This window comes from Nitrosovibrio sp. Nv17, from assembly GCF_900119085.1.
In the GTDB taxonomy this organism is placed as follows: Bacteria; Pseudomonadota; Gammaproteobacteria; order Burkholderiales; family Nitrosomonadaceae; genus Nitrosospira.
Map to the genome: position 1 here is coordinate 43,520 of NZ_FPIQ01000018.1, position 20,158 is coordinate 63,677.

Genomic DNA, 20,158 nt, shown 5'->3' on the forward strand with positions numbered 1-20,158 from the left:
CCTGTGCAGATGCGACGAGCCACGGCCGCCCTTTGGCTACGCCGACTTCGCAAGTGCGATGGCGTCAGCACCTGCGGGGAAGCGAAGCTGATCGGAGGTGTCGCTTGCGGCCTTCAATACGGCCGCAGCTACGTCGGTCTCCTTGGTCACCGCCTTGAGGTTCGAGAACCCGGCGAACACGCTGTGGGCGAAAGGTTCATACGTTTCCGGAATCAGCCCCTGCATCCGCTGCTGGCCGTTGGCGATGAAGCTAGTCGAAGGGCCGTATCCGGGCTCGACGAGCTTGACTCGTACGCCGAAGCCCTTGAGTTCGAGTTCCAGGGAAGCTGTGAACCCTTCAATGGCAGTCTTGCTGGCCGTGTAGGGCGCAACCAGCGGGAACGGCGCGAGCACGGCACTGGAGGTGACGTTCACGATGATGCCGGAGCGGCTTGTCCGGAACTGCGGGATGACCGCCTGGCACATGGCCATGACGCCGAAGGTGTTGGTCTCGAAGATGTCGCGCACAGTGGACATGGGCGTGGCCTCGAACGCCCCGAACAGGCCGATGCCGGCGTTGTTCACCAGTACGTCAATGGGGCCTGCTGCGTCCAGGGCGCGGGCAATGCTGTCTGGTCGGGTCACATCCAGAGGGAGGATTTGCAGATTTCCGGATGCCGGGAGAAGGTCCTCCTTCGGAGTTCGCATCGTGGCGATGACCTTGCAGCCCTGCGCGAGAAAGTGGCGTGCGGTCTCCAGGCCATAGCCGGAAGAACAGCCGGTGATCAGTACAGTCTTCATTTCTAGCTCCGAAGTGTGAGTTGTCTCGGAGTGAACTATAGACTCGCACCTCGGGATTAAAGATAATCCATAGTCCTATTATTTTTAGTGGAAGTCCTGAAGTGAGCGATCCGCTTTCTGAGATGGTTCGGCTACTCCACCCAAGCGCAGCCTTTGCCAACATCATCAGTGGCAAAGGAAACTGGGCCGTGCGCTATTCCGAGTACGGCCTGCCCAGCTTCTGCATCATGCTGGACGGAAGCTGCCTGCTGACGCCTGACGAGCATGAGCCCATCACCGTCAGCGAAGGTGACTTCATCTTGCTGCCGACGACTCCGGCCTTCACCCTATCGAGTTTCGTACCCGCGCTTCCGGTGCATCTGGACCCCAATGCGATGTCCAAAGTCCGTGGCGAGATTCGGTACGGCGAACGCAAAGGCCGTGCGGATATGCGTTCGTTGGGAGGTTCGTTCCTATTCGACAGTACCGATCCATCGCTACTGGTTTCGCTTCTGCCAAAGGTGGTGCACGTCCGAGACTCGGTTCGCTTGTCGCAGCTAGTTCAGATGGTGGGCGAGGAATCAGCAGGCCAGAAGCCGGGTAGCGAGTTCATTCTCGCCAGATTGGTAGAACTGCTACTCGTGGAGGCAATGCGATCAGCCGCAGCCGAAAGCGCCCCGCCAGGACTACTGCGGGGCTTGGCGGATGATCGACTGGCACGTGCGCTGAAGCATATGCATGCCCGTATCGATCACACCTGGACCATCGATCAGTTGGCGAAGATTGCAGCCCTTTCCCGTTCCGTATTCTTTGACCGCTTCACACGTATGGTGGGAGTAGCACCGATGGAATACCTACTTGCATGGCGAATGGAGATCGCAAAGGATCTGCTCCGCGATAACAATCTGGCAGTTTCCGAAGTCGCGGAACGCGTGGGCTACGGATCGACAAGCGCATTCAGCGTTGCGTTTAGCAGGCATGTCGGGCAACCACCGAGCCACTACGCACGATCGCAGTAGGCCGGTTCCGTCGTTGTGTCCTCGGCGGGCCCACGCTAGTTATCGCTGCGCTACTTCGGAGCTGACCGTCACAGGCAACTATGTGCCATCTGGTCTCCAGCGCGCCGAGTGTGTGTGAGGAGCAAAATCTGGCCTAACCTATTGCGCCATGAAACCTTTCGAACCGCTGTCCAGCTTCACAACAAGCTTGAAAACGGACATTTTTCATGGCCGCATGGATGAGGGCTCCCGGTGGAGCCGAAGAGGGCGACTTCAGACCCGCAGCCTCCGGCTGGATGAGGCTCAACTCCGAACCTGGTCCATTACTCCGGTTACGGCAGGCTTTTTCTCATCCATTTGAGTCTGCCGTGCATGGCAAATTTCTCGGACTGCCAATCGAGGTTCTTTGCGCATTCGCTCAGGTCGGATGTCATCTCCATGTCAACGGACTCACTCATCCCCGGCAGGGAGAGCTGGTACAGGGTTTCATCCGTGGCATTCCAGTCTTGATCCGAACACAAGATGCTCCTGCTTTTCCTGCCAATGATGAGGAGGGGTCGACGGACCCGGCCAGCCTCATCAATCAGATGGTAGGGCATTGATCGGGTTGCAGCTGCATCGAGAGCCGTCATGGGTCATCCCCAAATGCAAAAGGTGTATGCACAACGTACATGATGGCAACAAGGAAAGCCATGACCCCTGTCAGGAAAGATGCCGAACCCCGCTTGCGAACGTTCTCCGTGGATTCTGATCCCCACCTGTAAGATTCTACAGCTACACCCCCGTCTGATCCTGGTTTCTAATATTGGAGGCTGGAGTTGGTCGTCCCTGTTTCCTGGGCAGACCCAATGAGGAATTGATCCGTGGTGGCGTCTGGCTCCCCCTTTGTCTCAAATGTCCCGGCAGCCCGCTGGCCGGAAAGATGACCGAGAAAACAGATTAGGGCGGTAGCGTGAAAATGAAAGCCCGATCTGCTCCATCCGCCGCAAATACTGATATGGATCGACTCGGCGAGTTCGCAACGATCCGCCCCGCATCGCCGTGCATGACCGACCGGCTTCTCCTGGAATGAAGGTGACCCTGCCCCAGACGGCGATCACATCAATAATTCCCCTGCACAGGTTCCGGAACGCAATTTGCCGAACATACGCCCCTCCGCCCTTCGCGCACTTCTGCACGTCTCCAAGCCACGATCGGGTTCCTTCATCTGGCCGCTGCTTCTGCCTCAATTCGTGGGCGGGTTGCTGGTTTCCGGCAGTGTTGTCGCAGCAGGATTTGGGCTGCAGAACCAGAATGGAGCGGGAACAGGGTATGCCTATGCAGGGGCCGCTGCCATGGCCGAGGACGCCTCGACGATCTATTTCAACCCCGCCGGGATGACCCATCTTTCCGCGCATCACCATGTCTCGGGCGCATTGAGCGTCCTGGTCCGGTCGCTGAGATTTTCCGATACCGGCAGCAACCCGCTCATGGGAATCTATCCGCTGGGCAACAGCGGCGGCCAGGGAGGCGGCGTAGCTGCGATTCCGGCAGCCTACTGGACCATGCCGGTCACCTCCCGGCTGCGAATCGGGCTGGGCCTGTCACCAACCTTCGGCAATGCCACCAAATGGAACGATAGCTTCATCGGCCGCTACCAGGGGACGTTCTCGGACATTACCGCGATCAACTTCAATCCCAGCCTCGCCTGGCAGGTCAATGGCGCCCTTTCGCTCGGCCTGGGCCTGAACGTGGTGCGGTTCGACGCCGACCTGCGCACGATGTCTCCGGCCACGGCGCTCTTGCCCGTGCGGGCGGATATCGAAACCCGGATGACCGGCAGCGATATCGGATTCGGCTACAATCTCGGCGCCATGATCCAGCTGACGCCTGCCACACGCATCGGCGCCACCTATCGATCGGCGGTGGATCTGAAGGTCGAGGGACATCTGAAGGCTCCGGGCAGCGACATCCCCACCTTCGTTTCGGTCGAGCTGCCGGCTACCGCGTCGCTGGCGCTGTCCCACTGGATCAGCGAACGGTGGCAGCTTCTAGGCGACCTGACGTGGACGGGCTGGAACGGCATTCAGGCACTGACCGCGGGCAGCCGCACTTCCGGCACCATACTGGTGAACGAAAGGCTGGCTTTCAGGAACAGCATACGCGCAGGTCTGGGGGCGCAATACCGGTTCAGCGAGGCGGTGCGGCTGCGCACCGGCGTTGCCTACGACCGCTCCCCTGTGCGCAACCGCGAAGACCGGACCGTACGATTGCCGGATGCGGACCGGATCTGGCTGGCGTTCGGTTTCAACTGCAGGCTCACCGAGCATACTTCGATCGATACGGGATATGCATATGTGTTCATCGGCAGCGCTTCGATCGACCGGGCGACCGCCGATGATCCGCTGCTGCAGAAAGTGCACGGCCGCTTCGACAGTTCGGCGCACATTTTTTCTGTCCAGTTGAACCATCGGTTCTGATGCCATTGCGGAAAATGAGCCGATACACGCAAAACACGGTGCTCCTCGGCAGCGGCCTCTCATCCGGCGGGGTCGGCAGCTTTCACGCAGGCACCCGGGCGTGTCGCCGCCCTGCCGTCTGTCCCGTCCCACGTACGCACGCCGTACGCAGCGCCATGAGCCATCCGCCCCATCCCTTCGAATCATGACCCGCTCCAGGCCATCACGTGACTCGAGTGCCACCCGACCGGACACGCTGGGAATCGAACATACCCGTCTGCTGTATGCCAATCTGCCCACCGCCGTCGGCGCCAATTTCCTCCTGGCCATGATCCTCGTTTACGTCCAGAGGACGATGATCGACCAGACTCTGCTGTTCGGATGGCTTGCCGCCGTGGCCGCAATTTCGACGTACAGGATAGCCCTGGCGGTCTTCTGGCATCGCAACGGCAGGAACGACATGTCGCAGATATCGTCATGGAGATACAGGTTTCGCGTGGGAGTCATCGTCAGCGGATCGGTCTGGAGCTTGAGCAGCGTACTGCTGTTCCCGACCGAGAGCGTACTTCACCAGGTATTCCATTCGTTCATCCTGGCCGGGCTGAGTGCCGGCGCGGTCACTTCCTTGGCGGTCGACAAGCTATCGGTCATCACCTTCGTGTCGCTCGTCCTGATACCGCTGATTGTGCGCTTCATGCTGGAAGACACCGAGATCTTTCTGTCCATGGGCATCATGACCGTGCTTTTCCTGTTCATCATCACGCAGAACGCAGCCCGGGTCAGACACGCCATCCATGAGACCATCCGCCTGAGAGTCGAAGCATCGTTCCGCGAAGAAGCCCTGCAGGAAGGAAAGGTGCGCCTGCAGCAACTGAACCAGAATCTCGAGAAGCTCGTAACCGAGCGCACCGCGGAACTGGCGGACAGCGAGGCGCGCTTCAGATTCCTGTTCGAGCAGGTTGCGGTAGGCGTAGCGCAGGTCGATATCAAAACGAACCGCTTCGTACGCACCAACCGGAAGCATGCCGAAATCGTCGGTTATACGCACACGGAGATTCTCGCGTTCGATTTCCGGACACTGTTCCGCATTGGCATCGTGGAGACCGACCTTGCCGGCATGGAGTGCCTGCATACGGGGGAAATACGCGAACTGGACCTGGAAAGACGCATCTCCCGCAAGGATGGCCGCAGCATATGGGTGCACCTGACGATTTCGCCCATGTGGATGCAGGGCATGCAACCGGACTACCACATCGTGGTGATACAGGACATCACCGATCACAAGCGGGCGGAAGAGCAGGTGCACCAGCTCGCCTTCTACGATCCGCTCACCCGGCTCCCCAACCGGCGGCTTTTTCTTGATCGGCTGCAGCAGGCACAGGCCCACAGTACCCGTCATGATAATCATTGCGCCCTGCTGTTCATCGATCTGGACAACTTCAAAGCATTGAACGACACGCGGGGGCACGACATCGGCGACCTGCTTCTGGTGGAAATCGCCAAGCGCCTTCGCGACCACGTGCGCAGCGGCGATACCGTGGCGCGCCTGGGCGGCGACGAATTCGTCATCATCGTCGAGGAATTGAACCGGGATGCGTGGCAGGCAGCCGCCCAGGCGCAGGATATCGGGGAAAAGCTGCTGGCGGCCATCAACGAGCCCTTCATGCTCCAGGAATTCGAATACCATGGATCCTCGAGCATCGGCATCCGGCTGTTCCATGATGGCGAGAACAGGATCGACGATCTGCTCAAGCATGCCGATACCGCGATGTACCAGGCCAAGACAGCCGGCCGCAACGCTCTGAGCTTCTTCGATCCGTCCATGCAGACTGCCCTGGAAGAACGCACGGAAATGGCGCTCGAACTGCGCCAGGCGATAGAGCGTCAGCAGTTCAGGCTCCACTATCAGCAGCAGGTGAATGCGGAAGGCGTGGTGGTTGGAGCCGAAGTCCTGCTACGCTGGCAGCATCCCGAATGGGGAACCATCTCACCGATGGTCTTCATTCCCATCGCGGAGGAAACCGGTCTCATCGTGCCAATCGGGAAATGGGTGCTGCGGATGGCCTGTACTCAGCTCAGGCGATGGGAAGACGATCCCCGCACGCGGAGTTTCCAACTCGCCGTGAACATCAGCGCCCGCCAATTTCGCCAGACGGATTTCACCGACGAAGTGCTGGAAGTACTGGGGCAGTCGGGCGCCGATCCCCTCAAGCTCAAACTCGAGCTTACGGAAAGCCTGGTGCTGCAGGATGTCGCCCACAGTATCGGAAAGATGGAAATACTGTGCAACAGCGGCATACGCTTCGCACTGGACGACTTCGGCACCGGACACTCATCCCTGGCCTATCTCAAGCGCCTGCCGCTGGAACAGATCAAGATCGACCGCAGCTTCGTGAATGACATCACGACCGACCCGAGCGACGAGATCATCGTGCGCACCATCATCGGCATGAGCAACAGTCTTGGCATGGATGTCATCGCCGAGGGGGTGGAAACTGAAGCCCAGCGCGATTTTCTTGCACGCAACGGCTGCTACGCCTACCAAGGCTACCTGTTCGGCAAGCCGATGCCGATCGAGGATTTTCAGGCATGCGTGGCCCCGAAGCCCTAGATCTGCACCCGGGCACCCAGCTCCAGCACACGGTTGTCCGGCAGCTTGAAGTACTCCGCCGCGTTCCCGGCGTTGCGCACCATGGCTGCGAACAACTGCTCCCGCCACATCGCCATGCCGGCGCCGGTAGTGGGTACGACGATCTGGCGACTGAGGAAATAGGATGTTTGGAGAGGCTCGAACGCCAAACCGTGCACCGCGCACGATTCCAAGGCATGCGGCAGATCCGGCTCATCCTTGAAACCATAACGTATGGTGATCCGATAGCAGTTGTTGGCAAGCGGCTCCATGGAGACCCGCTCAGCATCCGGAACCCGAGGTATCTCCAGGTATGTCACGGTCAGGAATACGACGCGCTGGTGCAGAACCTGGTTGTGGGCAAGATTGTGCAGCAGCGCATGGGGAACCCCTTCGGAATCGGCGGTCAGAAACACCGCCGTCCCGGCGACGCGCAGCGGGGGATGGGCCATGAGGGAGTCCAGAAAAGGCTGGAGCGGAATGGCGGATGCGCGCAGATGCTCGAACAGCAGCCGGCGCCCACGATGCCAGGTGATCATCACGGTGAAGACCGCCACGCCGATGACGAGCGGCAGCCATCCGCCCTGGGCAAGCTTCATGGTGGTGGCCGCGAAGAAGGTGACGTCGATCGCGATGAACACCGCCGTCGCGGCCACGGCCAGAAACCATGAGTAGCGCCATGCGTAGCGCAGAACGAACAGCGTGAGCAGAGTCTCGATCACCATCGTGGCGGTGACGGCGAATCCATAGGCGGAAGCCAGGCTGGCGGAGGAGCCGAAGCCCAGCACGGCGATCACCACCGCCGCGAGCAGAATCCAGTTGACGAATGGGAGGTATATCTGCCCGATTTTCCGGTCCGACGTGTACTTGATCCGCATCCTCGGCAGAAATCCGAGCTGAATGGCCTGCCGGGTCATGGAGAAGACACCCGAGATGACCGCTTGTGAGGCGATCACGGTGGCCACCGTGGCCAGTCCGACCGCCGGGTAGAGGGCCCAGGCGGGAAACAGCAGATAGAAGGGATTGACGATCGCAGCCGGATCGGACAGCAGCAGGGCACCCTGGCCGAGATAGTTCAATGCCAGTGCCGGGAGCACGCACCCGTACCAGGCGATGCGGATCGGCTTGGCGCCGAAATGCCCCATATCCGCGTAAAGAGCCTCGCCCCCGGTGACCGCGAGCACCACCGCACCCAGGGCGACGAATGCCCGCCAGCCGTTGTCCAGGCAGAAAGCGGCGGCATGCGCCGGATTGAGTGCCGCCAGGATCTGCGGCGCAGCCCCGATGTTGATGACGCCGACGATGCCCAGGGTACTGAACCATATCAGCGTGATCGGACCAAACAGGGTGCCCAGTCCCCCGGTGCCATACTGCTGGACGACGAACAACGCGATGAGGACAGCCAGCGTGGCGGGGATCACGTACGGCTGCAGTAGCGGCGTCGCCACCTCCAGCCCCTCCATGGCGCTCAGTACGGAAATGGCGGGGGTGATGACGCCGTCGCCGTAGAACAGCGCTGCCCCGAAGCCGCCGAGCAGAATGAGCGCATTGCGCAGCCGGGGCCGCTCTGCGGCGGAGGATGCGGCCAGGGACAGCAGCGCCATGATGCCGCCTTCGCCTTTGTGATCCGCCCGCAGAATGAGCGTGATGTACTTGAGCGCAATCACGATCACGAGCGCCCAAAGGATGAGCGAGATGATGCCGACGATGTTGTCGCCACTGACGACGAGCCCGTGCTGGGGATCGAAGGCGGTCTTCATGACGTAGAGCGGGCTCGTGCCGATGTCTCCGTACACCACGCCCAGTGCAGCCAGACTCAGGCTTCCCAGACGCGGGTGGTCGACGGAGGAGGTCATTCCGGAAGCCTCATCCGCAACGTCCCGGCCGCTGCTCTAGAAGGCCCCGGCCTGTCAGAGACGGTCACGAAAACAGAAGCCTTCTGATCACCCCACGAACGGCTGACGTGAACCACGTCGTGTCTACACGTGATCCGCAGGGATCAGAGCATGTCCGGCGCGATACTGGCACGCAGCACCACACTGGCTGCACCTTCCCTTTTCCTGCTGCTCAGCCACCACACGGCACCCTTGCGAACGCTGCATCCTCTCGACTCCTCGCCCGACATGACGAGGGAAATGACCTCCCCCAGCGTCGGCTGATGACCCACCACCACGACCGCCTCCTCGGCATTCGGCCAGCCCGCGGCATCGAGCACCGCATCGGCCGAAGCCCCGGGTGCGAGCGCCTTGACCGTCTCGAAGTCACAGCCGAGCGCTGCTGCGGTCTGCTGGGTACGCGTGGCGGGACTGACGATGATATGCACATTTTTTGGCAGCCTGGGATTGAGCCATCCCGCCATGGCCCGTGCCTGCTTCAGGCCCCGATCCGTCAGCCTGCGGGTGATGTCCGGCACGCCCTCCTCGGCTTCCGCATGGCGCCACAGTATGAGTTCCATGGTATCCTCCACCCCCGTCGACGGGAATCTTCTCGGCAAAACGATAGCATCCCTCAACAAAAAAGGCCCGTCGTCGGGCCTGTCGACCGCTGGAGAGCGATCGTGCTCCGGAAGCGGCGGGCAGTTGACCTGGAGCCGCCCGCCAACACCAGGGTCAGGACTTCAAAGCGGAGATCGGAGCGCCGAAATTGATGTGGAACGGTGCGCCATTGATGACGAGCGCGGGAACCGACTTCACACCTGCCGATTCCGCGGCGGCGATGCGGTCTTTCTGTTCGCCCAGATGCACGAGCTCGACATCGTAGCGAGTGGTATCCAGAGCGTCGGCGATCTGGCGCTCAGCCTCGACACATACGGGACAACCGGCGTGGTAAAAGATGGCTGCTGTTTTAGCGGTCATAGTCATTATCTCCAGAAGATTTGAATCAGATCAGTGGGGGCCGCCCACGTTCGCAAGAAAGGATAGAATTGTAACCATGCGACGAGTGTTATTATAACCGAAGACCCCGGTAGAGCAAGGCCTCCATGCTTCCATGCCAGCCAGGCGGCCGGCTATCCGCTGTCCTTCGCCTTCGGTCCCGACCGCTTGAGTACCAGTGCCAAGGCGTACAGGCGCTTCCTGCTTTCACCGGTTATCTCGGTGGCAAGCGCGACAGCCTGCCTCAGCGGCAGGTGCTCCAGGAGACGCGAGAGCGTTTTCCGTGCCTGCTCTCCGATCTCATCCGGAACGGCAGGCGCCGCACCCTCCACCAGAAGCACGAATTCGCCCCTGCAGCGGTTGGAGTCCGCCTGCAGCCACGCTGACGCTTCATCCAGCCGGCAGCGATGGAAAGTTTCGAACAGTTTTGTCAATTCCCTCGCAATGACCAGCTGCCGCTGCGCTCCAAGGAGCTCACTCAGGTCGGCTACGCACTCCAGGATGCGATGAGGCGCTTCGTGGAATACGAGGGTGTAGGGCTGCGGTTTCAACAACTCCAATTCGCGCCTGCGCATAGCGGAGCCCGCGGGAAGAAACCCATAGAAAATGAAGCGGGAAGCAATGATTCCGGAGGCGGACAAGGCGCATACGGCCGCATTGGCACCCGGAACGGGGACGACCCTATGGCCGCGGCTACGCGCGAAGGCGATCAGCATGGCTCCAGGATCGGATATCGCGGGCGTGCCGGCATCGGTGACGAGCGCGACGGATTGGCCCCGGGCCAACAGCTCCACGATCCTTTGTCCCAATGCGTGTTCGTTGTGGCGATGCAGCGCCATGGTCCGGATGCCGCCTATCGAGTGATGCGCCAGCAGATTTGCGGTCGTGCGCGTATCCTCGGCGGCAATCACGTCCACCGACGCCAGCACGTCCAGCGCCCGCAGCGTGATATCCCGCAGATTCCCGATGGGGGTCGCAACGACGTACAGCGTACCGGACGGTAGGGGGGAGATATCCATGCAGTTCGAGAACCCGATCGGCTGAATAGGAGGTCGCTGTCCGTCCAGGTGGCGTGCCCGAATGGCCGGACGGGTCGATTCCACCCAATTTTTTTGAGAATGCTGTAGCATTGTCCGGTATCTTCCTGTACAGGGCAATCTCGCAGGCAGTCACGGTTGAAGAAAATCGGCTGGGATTCGGGAATGGAAGTCACGCGGCTTGCGGCCGGGAATGCCCGGAATTCCGTGCATGCGGGGTAGCGAGGCCGAGCAGCGCGCGGAGGCGTTTCTTCTGCATCAGCATCTGCGATTGCTGGCACGCAACTATCGCTGCCGCTACGGCGAAATCGACCTGATCATGCAGGACGGAGAGGTGGTGGTATTCATCGAGGTGCGGCTGCGTACGCATGCAGCGTTCGGGGGACCGGCCGCCAGTATCACCGCCTCCAAGCAGAAAAGGCTGCTGCGATCGGCACGGCACTATCTCTGCAGCCTGAAGACGGTGCCGCCATGCCGCTTCGATGCCGTGCTGCTGTCGGGAGCCGCCGGGGAGCAGATCGACTGGATCAGGAATGCCTTTTCCGAATAGCGCGGACCTTCCGGTCACCTGCATGGATATACGAATGGAGAGAAAACGACCGATGAGAGATTCAGCTGCACCGTGGCAGCCGCTCGTGCTTGCACTGCTGCTTCCCTTGCTTCCGGGATGCGCGCCGCTGATCGCGGCCGGCGTGGTGTCCGGTGTCGGCACGGGAGTGGCGATCTCCCAGGACCGACGAACGAGCGGCACCTTCGTCGAGGACGAAGGCATCGAGATCAAGAGCGGACGGCGTATCGGCGAGAAGTTCGGCAGCGACGTGCACGTCAACGTCACCAGCTTCAATCGCAACGTGCTTTTGACGGGCGAAGCGCCATCGGATCAGGCAAGAGAGGAGATCGGCATGCTGGTCGGCAAGGTCGAGAACGTACGTGGCGTGGTCAATGAAATGGTTGTCGCCGCCCCCAGTTCCTATGCGTCGCGCAGCAACGACACCTTGATCACGTCCAAGGTCAAGAGCCGTTTTCTGGATATCGGCGGATTCCAGGCCAATCACGTGAAGGTCGTGACGGAAAACGGGGTGGTGTTCCTGCTGGGCGTCGTGAATCGGAAGGAGGCCGCCAGCGCGGCCGGTATTGCAAGCTCGACCAGCGGGGTACGCAAGGTGGTCAAGGTGTTCGAATACCTGGATTGATTGCCGCCCCTGGGTACGGCATACGACCGGACAGGAACAGCGATGCTTGCCGCTGATTTCGTTGACGGGGTTCGGAAGCTGCTCCCCGTCGACCGGGTGCTCACGGACCCGGTCGACTGCTACGCCTACGCCTACGACAACAGCCGGAGGATCTTTCCACCGGAGATGGTGGCATTCCCGGTCACCGGGGCGGAAGTTCGATCCATTGTGGCGTTATGCAATATGCACGGAGTGGCGCTCACGCCGCGCGGCCGGGGGACCGGTACCTCGGGGGGCAGCCTGCCCGAGCAGGGAGGCCTGGCCCTTTCGCTGGAGCGCATGTTGCGGATCGTCTCGATGGATCCTGCCAACCGCGTGATTGTCACGGAACCTGGCGTGCTCAACGAATCGATACAGGAAGCCGCCCGGCCCCACGGATTTTTCTGGCCACCCGATCCGTCCAGTGCTGCTTACTGCAGCGTGGGGGGAAACCTTGCAACCTCCGCGGGCGGCCCCCGCGCCGTGAAGTACGGAACGACGCGGGATCATGTGCTGGGACTGAAGGCGGTAACGGGGGCGGGCGAGTTCATCAGGACCGGCTGCTATACCACCAAGGGCGTGGTGGGCTATGATCTGACACGATTACTGATCGGCTCGGAAGGTACCCTGGCGATCATCACCGAGGCCACGCTCAAGCTGACGCCTCTGCCCAGATCCCGTAGCGGGATCACGGCGCACTATCGTGACGCCCGCAGCTGCGCCGCAGCCATCGTCAGGATCATGGCATTGCCGGAGACGCCCAGCGCGCTGGAGTTCCTCGACGGGGGCGCACTCGATCTCATACGCAAGCGCTTTCCGGACATGCTGCCCGACGCCACCCGCGCGATGCTGATGATCGAAGTGGATGGATCGGAGCATGCCATCGCCGCGGCCAGCAAGGCGATCCTCGACGCCTGCCGTGACCCCGGCCTGATACTGGCCGAACAGGTTGCGGACGCCGCGGGCCTGTGGCGTGCGCGCAAGGCGCTCTCCCCGTTGCTGCGCGACGTGGCGCCCAGAAAGATCAACGAGGACGTGGTGGTACCCGTCGCGGCGCTGCCGGAGTTCCTGGATGATCTGGAACGACTGGTGCGCGCGTACCGGATCGCCAACGTCAACTTCGGCCATGCCGGCAACGGCAACATCCATGTCAATCTGCTGGTGAACCCTGATGCGGGCGACGAAATGGAACGGGCGCAGAAGTGCCTGGACCAAATGTTCGATCTCGTCATCCGGCTCAACGGCACGCTGTCGGGCGAGCACGGGATAGGCAGCGAGAAGCGCGCCTACGTAGGCAAGGAGATCGATGCGGGCACGCTGGGACTGATGAAGGACATCAAGCGCGCCTTCGATCCGCGCAACATCCTCAATCCCGGGAAACTGTTCCCGTGAAATTGCTCCGGAGCGACGGTGAAGCGACTCAGAACCGGATGTAGTGATCCACCAGGAGCACCACGAACAAGGCCGTCAGGTAGAAGATCGAATAACGGAAGGTCTTCTGGGCCAGCACGTCGCTATAGCGGAAATAAATGCGTACCGCATAGTAGAGGAAGATCGCATCCAGTATCCCCGCGCCTGCCAGATAGATGAGCCCGCTCATCTTGGTGGCGTAGGGCATGAGCGTGACGCCGATGAGTATGAGTGTATAGAGCAGGACGTGCAGGCGCGTGAACTTGTCCCCGTGGGTGACGGGCAGCATGGGCATTCCCACCTTCGCGTACTCCAGCTTACGATAGAGCGCCAGCGCCCAGAAATGCGGCGGGGTCCACGCGAATATGATGAGGAACAGCAACAGGGCGTCGGCGCTGACCTCGCCCGTCACGGCAGCCCAGCCGAGCACCGGCGGCATGGCCCCTGAGGCGCCGCCGATGACGATGTTCTGAGGCGTCATCGGCTTCAGCACCACGGTGTAGATGATGGCATAACCGACGAAGGTGCCCAAGGTAAGCCACATGGTGAGGGGATTCACCAATTCGTGCAGGATCACCAACCCGGCGCCGCCGACCAGCGCTAGGAAGAGGAGAGTCTCGGGGGACGTCACCTTGCCGCGCGGCAACGGCCGGGCGCGGGTGCGCGCCATCACGGCGTCGAGCTTCTGCTCCACCAGACAGTTGACCGCCGCGGCCGCACCTGCGACGAGTGCAATGCCCAGCGTACCGAACACCAGCGCGTCCAGCGGTACCGCACCCGGCACTGAAAGAAACATGCCGATGAACGCGGTGAACACGATGAGAGATACGACTCTTGGCTTGGTCAGTCGATAGAATTCCTGTACACGCGAAGCAGTCTGTTGCCAAGCCAGCGAAGTCGCCATGAGTGATGTCTCCTGTTCGTCTGTTGCGGATAGCCTTGTCCGCTCGTTTTCTCGTTGCAACCGTTCGACCCTTCCGGGGCCCCACCTCTCCATCCGCACCGGCAATCTATCCAATGCATGCCGGCGTAACGCTCTCAGTGCTTCATGTCCGTTCCCAATGCGTGCTCCAGTTGCGACACCTTGAGCAAACGCTTGATATCCTTTGCCATCAGTGCCGGATCGGGATTCCTGGGAAAACGCATCATCAGGTTGCCGATGGGGTCCACCACGTAGATATGGTCGTGCGGCGTGACATCCGCCGGAAACTGCTCCAGCATGCCCCCGTCAGTCGCACGAATGCGCCATACTCCTTCGAACTCGTCGCCGGCCCCGACCGCAGGCGTTTCAGGGTCGTCAACCAGCCAGACCCGTTCGATGCGATCCCTCTCTGCATTCTGCACCAATCTCGCCTGCCGCATATAGTACAGTTTTTTTCGACAGTACTCGTCGCAGGCGCCAGAATCCACCGATATCAATGCCCATTTCCCCCGCAGGTCGCGTATGCGGAAAATGGTGTCATCCGACAGATTCAGGCCATTCCCCGACAAGGTCTTCACCTTGAGCAATTCCCCGTAGTTGACGCTGCTGTCCGGCCTGATCTTGGAAAAATACAGCGCATAGGATGCAACGAACGGCGCACTCATCACGAGCAGCAACAGCACGAGCGTGCGGCGACTACGTGTCCTGCTGGTGCCCGGAAGGCTGCTCTCGTTTGACACTTAGCACCAAATAAATGATCAATACCGCAAGCGCCATGGAAAACCATTGAAACGCATATCCCAGGTTCTTGCCGGAACCGGAATCCGGCCTGGGCCACTGCCGCACCAGTCCGTCCTGTTCGTCACTCTGCTGCAATATCATCACCGGTTGCAATGCCAGTCCGGTAAACTCGCGATAGCGTTCCAGATCGAGATTCTCCCACACCTGCCCTCGCACCAGCTCGTCAGAGAGCTCCAGCGTTTTCTGCGTGGCGGCGGTGGCAATCCCCGAAACCGTCACCGTCCCATCCGGCACCGCTACCCGGGGCAGCTTGCTGCGATCGGGGTCGGCAGGCGCCCAGCCGCGATTCACCAGAACATGCATGGTGCTTGCACCGATGCGCAGGGGAACGACGATATGGTAGCCCGCCATGCCCCGATACAGCTTGTTATCCAGAAAGATCGCATGCTCCGGGGCATAGACCCCGCTCACCTCCGTATGGCGGTAGCGCATCTCCTCCACTTCGACGGGCGTCGCGGGAAGAACCACGGCAGGCTGCCGGGATCGCAGATCCAACTGCTCTTGTCGCGACTCCTTTTCCCGAGCTCGGGAAAGCTGCCAGTTTCCCAGTTGCAGCATGATGACTATCACCACTGCTGCGGTTACCGTTGACCATAGTCGCGGCACGAATCGCCTGCCTGAAATAGTCATTGGAGAGTAGGCGAAACTAGGCTAAACTTGTTTTTCAGCCTTGTCGTTTTCAGGATCTTCCTTGAAATTCATCATCGTCCTGCTTCTGTTCTTTGTGCTCGTCAGCCTGGCTTCCGCGTTGTATTATGTCGTCAAGGACAAGGGCCATGGAACCCGTGCCGTCCGATCCTTGACGTTCCGCGTCGGTCTGTCGCTGCTGGTCTTCACCCTCCTGATGGTGGGTACCTATATCGGCCTGATACCCCTCTGACCTTGTTGGCCTCCCACATTCCGCCGGAGCCGGAATCCCCGGCGGATTTCGGTGCGCGCTGTGGCTATATCAGCCAATACACAAAGATGAACAGCCCCAGCCAGACCACGTCCACGAAGTGCCAGTACCAGGCAACCCCCTCGAACCCGAAGTGATTCTCGGGCGTAAAGTGGCCCGACAGCACCCGGCACCATATCACGAACAGCATGATGGAACCCACGGTCACGTGAAAACCGTGGAAACCGGTCAACATGTAGAACGATGCACCGTAGACGCCGGTCGAAAGCTTCAGATTGAGTTCCGAATAGGCATGGCCGTATTCATAGGCCTGGCAGCCGATGAAGATGAATCCCAGCATGAAGGTCAGGAACAAACCGATCTTCAGTTGCCCACGCTTGTTCAGCTTGAGGGCCCAGTGCGCCCAGGTGACTGTCACGCCAGAGGTCAACAGCAGCAAGGTATTGAATGCGGGGAGGCCCCACGGACCCATGGGCATGAACTTCTCGGTGATGCCAGGCCCCGCCGTCGGCCATTCGTTGATGAAATCCGGCCACAGGATCTTGTGGTCCAGGTCGGACAACCATGGCACTGAAAATACCCGCATGTAGAAGAGCGCACCGAAGAAGGCCGCGAAGAACATCACTTCGGAAAAGATGAACCAGCTCATCCCCCAGCGGAAGGATTGTCCCACACGGGCATTGTACTTTCCGCCCTCGCTCTCGTGCGCCACGGTACGAAACCAGACGAACATCATGTAGAACAAAATGGCGAAGCCGATCGTCAGCAGGCCATAGCCCAGTTGGAGCTTGTTGACCGAAAATGCCGCTCCGAACCCCATGAACAACAACGCTATCGATCCCGTCATCGGATATGTGGACGGGGCCGGAACGTAGTAATCACCGTGACCTGCTTCTTGGCTCATGCTAACTCTCCCGCATATTGTGATGGATTGATTCCCGGCAGCCTGTCAGAGCCGCTAGCTTGTTACGAATTTCACCAGCAACAGCACGCCCGCTATGAACAGCGTCGCACCCAGAAGTCCGGCAGCAATTACCTGCCCCACCGTCAGGGTCGCTGCGTCGTGATCATGATCGGTATGCTTGCGCACGCCGAAAAACGCCCACGTCACAGCCTTCATGGCCTGAAGGAAGGTGCCCCTTTCGGTCTTCTCGCTGTTCTTGCTTTGATCGCTACTCAACTTTTTTCCACATCGCTCCCGGTATCGGCTACGCTGTTGCCTATCTCAAAGAATGTATAGGAAATTGTCACCGTACCGTAATCTCCTGGAAAATCCGGCTCGATCATGAACTGGACCGGCATCTGTCTTATTTCGTTCGGCTTCAGCACCTGCTTGCTGAAGCAGAAGCACTCCAGCTTCTTCAGGTATTTCCCCAACAGTTGGGGACTATAGCTGGGTATCGCCTGTCCGCTGATTTCCCGGTCGGAAGTGTTCCGAACCTCGTACATGACCTGTATCAGTTCCCCGGGGTGCACCCTCACGCTGGATTCCAGCGGCTTGAATGTCCAGGGCAGGTTGCGTATGTTGGCGTCCAGCTGCACTGTCACCCAACGACCTGTATCCACCTCGACGCTCGCTTCCAGCGCATCCGCCTGCAGGAGGTTGTTCAGGCCGGTCACCTCGCAGATTTTCTCGTAGAAAGGAACCAGCGCGAAACCAAACCCGAACATGACCACTGTGAAAACCAGCAGTTTTCTCATGACCAGGGCGTTGGACTGAATCTGATTCATTTCCAATTCCTTATGAGAACAGATGCAAATATGCTTATCACGATCACCAGCAGGATCAGACCCGTTCTGATAGCCCCCCGCCTTCTCTGCAGATCTCTATCGTCCCCCCCTGCCGGCATGTCGTGATATCCGCCCGCCTCGCTATCCTAGCGAATGACCGGCGGGGTTTCGAAGCTGTGATAGGGCGCGGGCGAGGGCAGCGTCCACTCCAGCGAACTCGCACCTTCCCAGGGCTTGGCCGGTGCCTTGGCGCCGCCACGGATGCTCTTCAACACCACTGCGAGAAAGACCAGCTGGCTCAAGCCGAAGCCGAAGGCGCCGATGCTGGAGATCGCGTTGAAGTCGGCGAACTGCAGCGCGTAGTCGGGTATCCGCCGCGGCATCCCCGCCAGCCCCAGGAAGTGCTGCACGAAGAAGGTCAGGTTGAAGAACACCATCGACAGCCAGAAGTGCCACTTGCCGAGCGTCTCGTCGTACATGTGCCCCGTCCACTTCGGCAGCCAGTAGTAGGCCCCGGCGAAGATGCCGAACAGCGACCCCGACACCAGCACGTAGTGGAAGTGGGCGATGACGTAGTAGGTGTCCTGCACCTGGATGTCGATCGGCACGATGGCGCACACCACGCCGCTGAAGCCGCCGATGGTGAACAGGAAGACGAAGCCGATGGCAAACAGCATCGGCGTCTCGAAGGTCATGGAGCCGCGCCACATGGTGGCGGTCCAGTTGAACACCTTCACCCCGGTCGGCACCGCGATCAGCATGGTGCCGTACATGAAGAACAGCTGGCCTGTGACCGGCATGCCGGCGGTGAACATGTGGTGCGCCCAGACGATGCAGGACAGGATGGCGATGGAGGCGGTGGCGTACACCATCGACGAGTAGCCGAACAGCGGCTTGCGCGCGAATGCGGGAATGACCTCCGAGACGATGCCGAAAGACGGCAGGATCATGATGTAGACCTCGGGATGCCCGAAGAACCAGAAGATGTGCTGGAACATCACGGGATCGCCGCCGCCGGCCGCGTTGAAGAAATTGGTGTCGAAGTGGCGGTCGAACAGCAGCATGGTAACCACACCCGCCAGCACCGGCATCACCAGCACCAGGAGGTAGGCGGTGATCAGCCAGGTCCAGACGAACATCGGCATCTTCATGAGCGTCATGCCGGGAGCACGCATGTTGAGGATGGTGGTGATGATGTTGATCGAACCCATGATCGACGAGGCGCCCATGATATGGATGGCGAAGATTGCCATGTCCATGCCCATGCCCATCTGCACCGACAGCGGCGGATAGAACGTCCAGCCGCCCGCCGCGGCCCCCCCGGGAACGAAGAACGAAGTCAGAAGAAGCAGGGCTGCCGGCGGCAGCAGCCAGAAGCTCCAGTTGTTCATGCGCGCGAACGCCATGTCGGGCGCGCCGATCATCATCGGGATCTGCCAGTTGGCGAAACCCACGAAGGCCGGCATGATGGCACCGAACACCATCACCAGGCCATGCATGGTGGTGAGCTGGTTGAAGAATTCCGGATTGACGATCTGCAGACCCGGCTGGAACAGCTCGGCGCGGATGGTCAGCGCCATCACGCCCCCCGTGAGGAACATGAGGAAACTGAACCAGAGATACATCGAACCGATATCCTTGTGGTTGGTGGTCGTCAACCAACGCATCAGGCCGGTGGGATGGTGATCGTGCGCGTGCGCAATATCGTGATCGTGTACTGCTGCCATGACTTCCTCCTTGATACTTTATCTGAATTCGTTGATTTCCGATGGCCGCACCACGTCGCCCATTCCCGTGAAACCCGCACTGCGCCCGCAGATGACCATCACCGCACCCCCCACATCCGGCAGATATATCCAGGTGCCGTCATTCCCGTATCAGCCTTTCGATCCATTCTACCTCAATCCCAGCCATCCATCGCATTCCGGCTCCGTCGCCGAAACCGGGACACGCCCATCGTTGGTGCTATTCGGCCCCGGCCTCGCCCTCCGCTGCCGCAGACTCAGTCGCCTCCTCTGTTCCGGCGCCTTCCAGGGCGGCGGCCTCGGCGGCCTTCGCCTTCTGCTGCGATACCCACTGCGCGTACTTCCCGGGCTCCACCGCCTCCACCACGATCGGCATGAACCCATGCTCCTTCCCGCACAGCTCCGCGCATTGCCCCCGGTACGTCCCGGGCTTGTCGATCGTGAACCATGCATCCCGGATGTAGCCCGGAATCGCATCCTGCTTCACCCCCAGCGTCGGAACCCACCACGCGTGGATCACGTCATTGGCCGTCAGCAAAATCCGCACCTTCTTCCCCACCGGCACCACCATCGGGTTGTCAACCTCCAGCAGATAGTGCTCCCCCTTCGACTCCCGGTTCTCCTGCTGTGCCCGCGGCGTCGACAGCTCGCTCAGGAAACTGATCCCCTCGCCTTCCCCCGTCAGGTAGTCGTACCCCCACTTCCA

20 protein-coding genes and 1 pseudogene are annotated in these 20,158 nt (G+C 60.5%); 7 read left to right on the forward strand and 14 right to left on the reverse strand.

The features are described from left to right. Positions 1–36: 36 nt before the first annotated feature. Positions 37–780: an SDR family oxidoreductase gene (locus BT108_RS10315; protein WP_072294445.1), complete on the reverse strand. Its 744-nt coding sequence runs from the start codon at positions 778–780 to the stop codon at positions 37–39. Positions 781–881: 101 nt separating this feature from the next. Here BT108_RS10315 and BT108_RS10320 point away from each other — a divergent pair, with 101 nt between their 5' ends. Beyond that, on the forward strand, positions 882–1,778 hold the full coding sequence (locus BT108_RS10320; protein WP_177257302.1) for an AraC family transcriptional regulator: 897 nt from the start codon (positions 882–884) through the stop codon (positions 1,776–1,778). 311 nt (positions 1,779–2,089) lie between these two features. Here the strand turns inward: BT108_RS10320 and BT108_RS10325 are convergent, their stop codons facing one another. Then, complete coding sequence (locus BT108_RS10325) at positions 2,090–2,389, reverse strand: hypothetical protein (protein WP_072294447.1); 300 nt, start codon at positions 2,387–2,389, stop codon at positions 2,090–2,092. Between the two features lie 504 nt (positions 2,390–2,893). Here BT108_RS10325 and BT108_RS10330 point away from each other — a divergent pair. Further along, positions 2,894–4,216 carry an OmpP1/FadL family transporter gene (locus BT108_RS10330; protein ID WP_255369692.1) on the forward strand — a complete coding sequence of 441 codons (1,323 nt, stop codon included), beginning with the start codon at positions 2,894–2,896 and terminating at the stop codon, positions 4,214–4,216. Positions 4,217–4,400: 184 nt separating this feature from the next. Then, a complete protein-coding gene (locus BT108_RS10335; RefSeq protein ID WP_083566380.1) occupies positions 4,401–6,806 on the forward strand; it encodes a putative bifunctional diguanylate cyclase/phosphodiesterase in 2,406 nt (801 codons plus the stop codon). Here BT108_RS10335 and BT108_RS10340 read toward each other — a convergent pair. The 4 genes from BT108_RS10340 to rsmI all read right to left on the reverse strand — a co-directional run bounded on the left by BT108_RS10340 (position 6,803) and on the right by rsmI (position 10,716). Further along, positions 6,803–8,680, reverse strand: coding sequence for a potassium transporter Kup (locus BT108_RS10340; RefSeq protein WP_072294448.1), 1,878 nt, complete (start codon positions 8,678–8,680; stop codon positions 6,803–6,805). The genes BT108_RS10335 and BT108_RS10340 overlap by 4 nt on opposite strands. Before the next feature lie 143 nt (positions 8,681–8,823). Further along, positions 8,824–9,279: a SixA phosphatase family protein gene (locus BT108_RS10345; RefSeq protein ID WP_072294449.1), complete on the reverse strand. Its 456-nt coding sequence runs from the start codon at positions 9,277–9,279 to the stop codon at positions 8,824–8,826. A 154-nt stretch (positions 9,280–9,433) separates the two neighbouring features. Further along, positions 9,434–9,685: a thioredoxin family protein gene (locus tag BT108_RS10350; protein WP_255369693.1), complete on the reverse strand. Its 252-nt coding sequence runs from the start codon at positions 9,683–9,685 to the stop codon at positions 9,434–9,436. Positions 9,686–9,831: 146 nt separating this feature from the next. Next, positions 9,832–10,716 (reverse strand): 16S rRNA (cytidine(1402)-2'-O)-methyltransferase, encoded by an 885-nt coding sequence (gene rsmI, locus BT108_RS10355; protein WP_072294451.1) that lies wholly within the window; start codon positions 10,714–10,716, stop codon positions 9,832–9,834. A 229-nt stretch (positions 10,717–10,945) separates the two neighbouring features. On the opposite strand from rsmI, the gene BT108_RS10360 reads away from it, so the two are divergent. From BT108_RS10360 to BT108_RS10370, 3 genes are read left to right on the forward strand one after another with little or no spacing between them, the layout of a single operon-like run. Continuing rightward, complete coding sequence (locus tag BT108_RS10360; protein ID WP_072294452.1) at positions 10,946–11,284, forward strand: YraN family protein; 339 nt, start codon at positions 10,946–10,948, stop codon at positions 11,282–11,284. 52 nt (positions 11,285–11,336) lie between these two features. Beyond that, complete coding sequence (locus BT108_RS10365) at positions 11,337–11,927, forward strand: BON domain-containing protein (protein WP_072294453.1); 591 nt, start codon at positions 11,337–11,339, stop codon at positions 11,925–11,927. A 42-nt stretch (positions 11,928–11,969) separates the two neighbouring features. Continuing rightward, the gene (locus BT108_RS10370; protein ID WP_072294454.1) at positions 11,970–13,337 is read left to right on the forward strand and encodes an FAD-binding oxidoreductase; all 1,368 of its coding nucleotides are present in this window, start codon (positions 11,970–11,972) and stop codon (positions 13,335–13,337) included. Between the two features lie 28 nt (positions 13,338–13,365). Here the strand turns inward: BT108_RS10370 and cyoE are convergent, their stop codons facing one another. From cyoE to BT108_RS10385, 3 genes are all read right to left on the reverse strand, one after another. Then, positions 13,366–14,259: a heme o synthase gene (gene cyoE / locus BT108_RS10375; protein WP_072294455.1), complete on the reverse strand. Its 894-nt coding sequence runs from the start codon at positions 14,257–14,259 to the stop codon at positions 13,366–13,368. A gap of 134 nt (positions 14,260–14,393) precedes the next feature. Then, complete coding sequence (locus BT108_RS10380) at positions 14,394–15,017, reverse strand: SCO family protein (protein WP_255369694.1); 624 nt, start codon at positions 15,015–15,017, stop codon at positions 14,394–14,396. Beyond that, the gene (locus BT108_RS10385) at positions 14,974–15,648 is read right to left on the reverse strand and encodes an SURF1 family protein (RefSeq protein WP_255369695.1); all 675 of its coding nucleotides are present in this window, start codon (positions 15,646–15,648) and stop codon (positions 14,974–14,976) included. Before BT108_RS10385 ends, BT108_RS10380 begins: the two co-directional genes overlap by 44 nt. A 121-nt stretch (positions 15,649–15,769) precedes the next feature. On the opposite strand from BT108_RS10385, the gene BT108_RS10390 reads away from it, so the two are divergent. After that, positions 15,770–15,958 carry a twin transmembrane helix small protein gene (locus tag BT108_RS10390; RefSeq protein ID WP_072294457.1) on the forward strand — a complete coding sequence of 63 codons (189 nt, stop codon included), beginning with the start codon at positions 15,770–15,772 and terminating at the stop codon, positions 15,956–15,958. 64 nt (positions 15,959–16,022) lie between these two features. Here BT108_RS10390 and BT108_RS10395 read toward each other — a convergent pair whose 3' ends face one another. The 5 genes and pseudogenes from BT108_RS10395 to BT108_RS10415 all read right to left on the reverse strand — a co-directional run. Further along, positions 16,023–16,880 (reverse strand): cytochrome c oxidase subunit 3, encoded by an 858-nt coding sequence (locus BT108_RS10395; protein WP_072294458.1) that lies wholly within the window; start codon positions 16,878–16,880, stop codon positions 16,023–16,025. A 54-nt stretch (positions 16,881–16,934) separates the two neighbouring features. Beyond that, entirely contained in the window at positions 16,935–17,156 is a 222-nt protein-coding gene (locus BT108_RS10400; RefSeq protein WP_255369696.1) for a DUF2970 domain-containing protein, read from the reverse strand. Next, the gene (locus BT108_RS10405; protein WP_072294459.1) at positions 17,153–17,707 is read right to left on the reverse strand and encodes a cytochrome c oxidase assembly protein; all 555 of its coding nucleotides are present in this window, start codon (positions 17,705–17,707) and stop codon (positions 17,153–17,155) included. The genes BT108_RS10400 and BT108_RS10405 overlap by 4 nt, the downstream gene beginning before the upstream one ends. Before the next feature lie 146 nt (positions 17,708–17,853). After that, positions 17,854–19,434, reverse strand: coding sequence for a cytochrome c oxidase subunit I (gene ctaD / locus BT108_RS10410; RefSeq protein ID WP_072294460.1), 1,581 nt, complete (start codon positions 19,432–19,434; stop codon positions 17,854–17,856). Positions 19,435–19,672: 238 nt separating this feature from the next. Beyond that, positions 19,673–20,158: pseudogene (locus BT108_RS10415) on the reverse strand (cytochrome c oxidase subunit II); the annotation flags it as partial.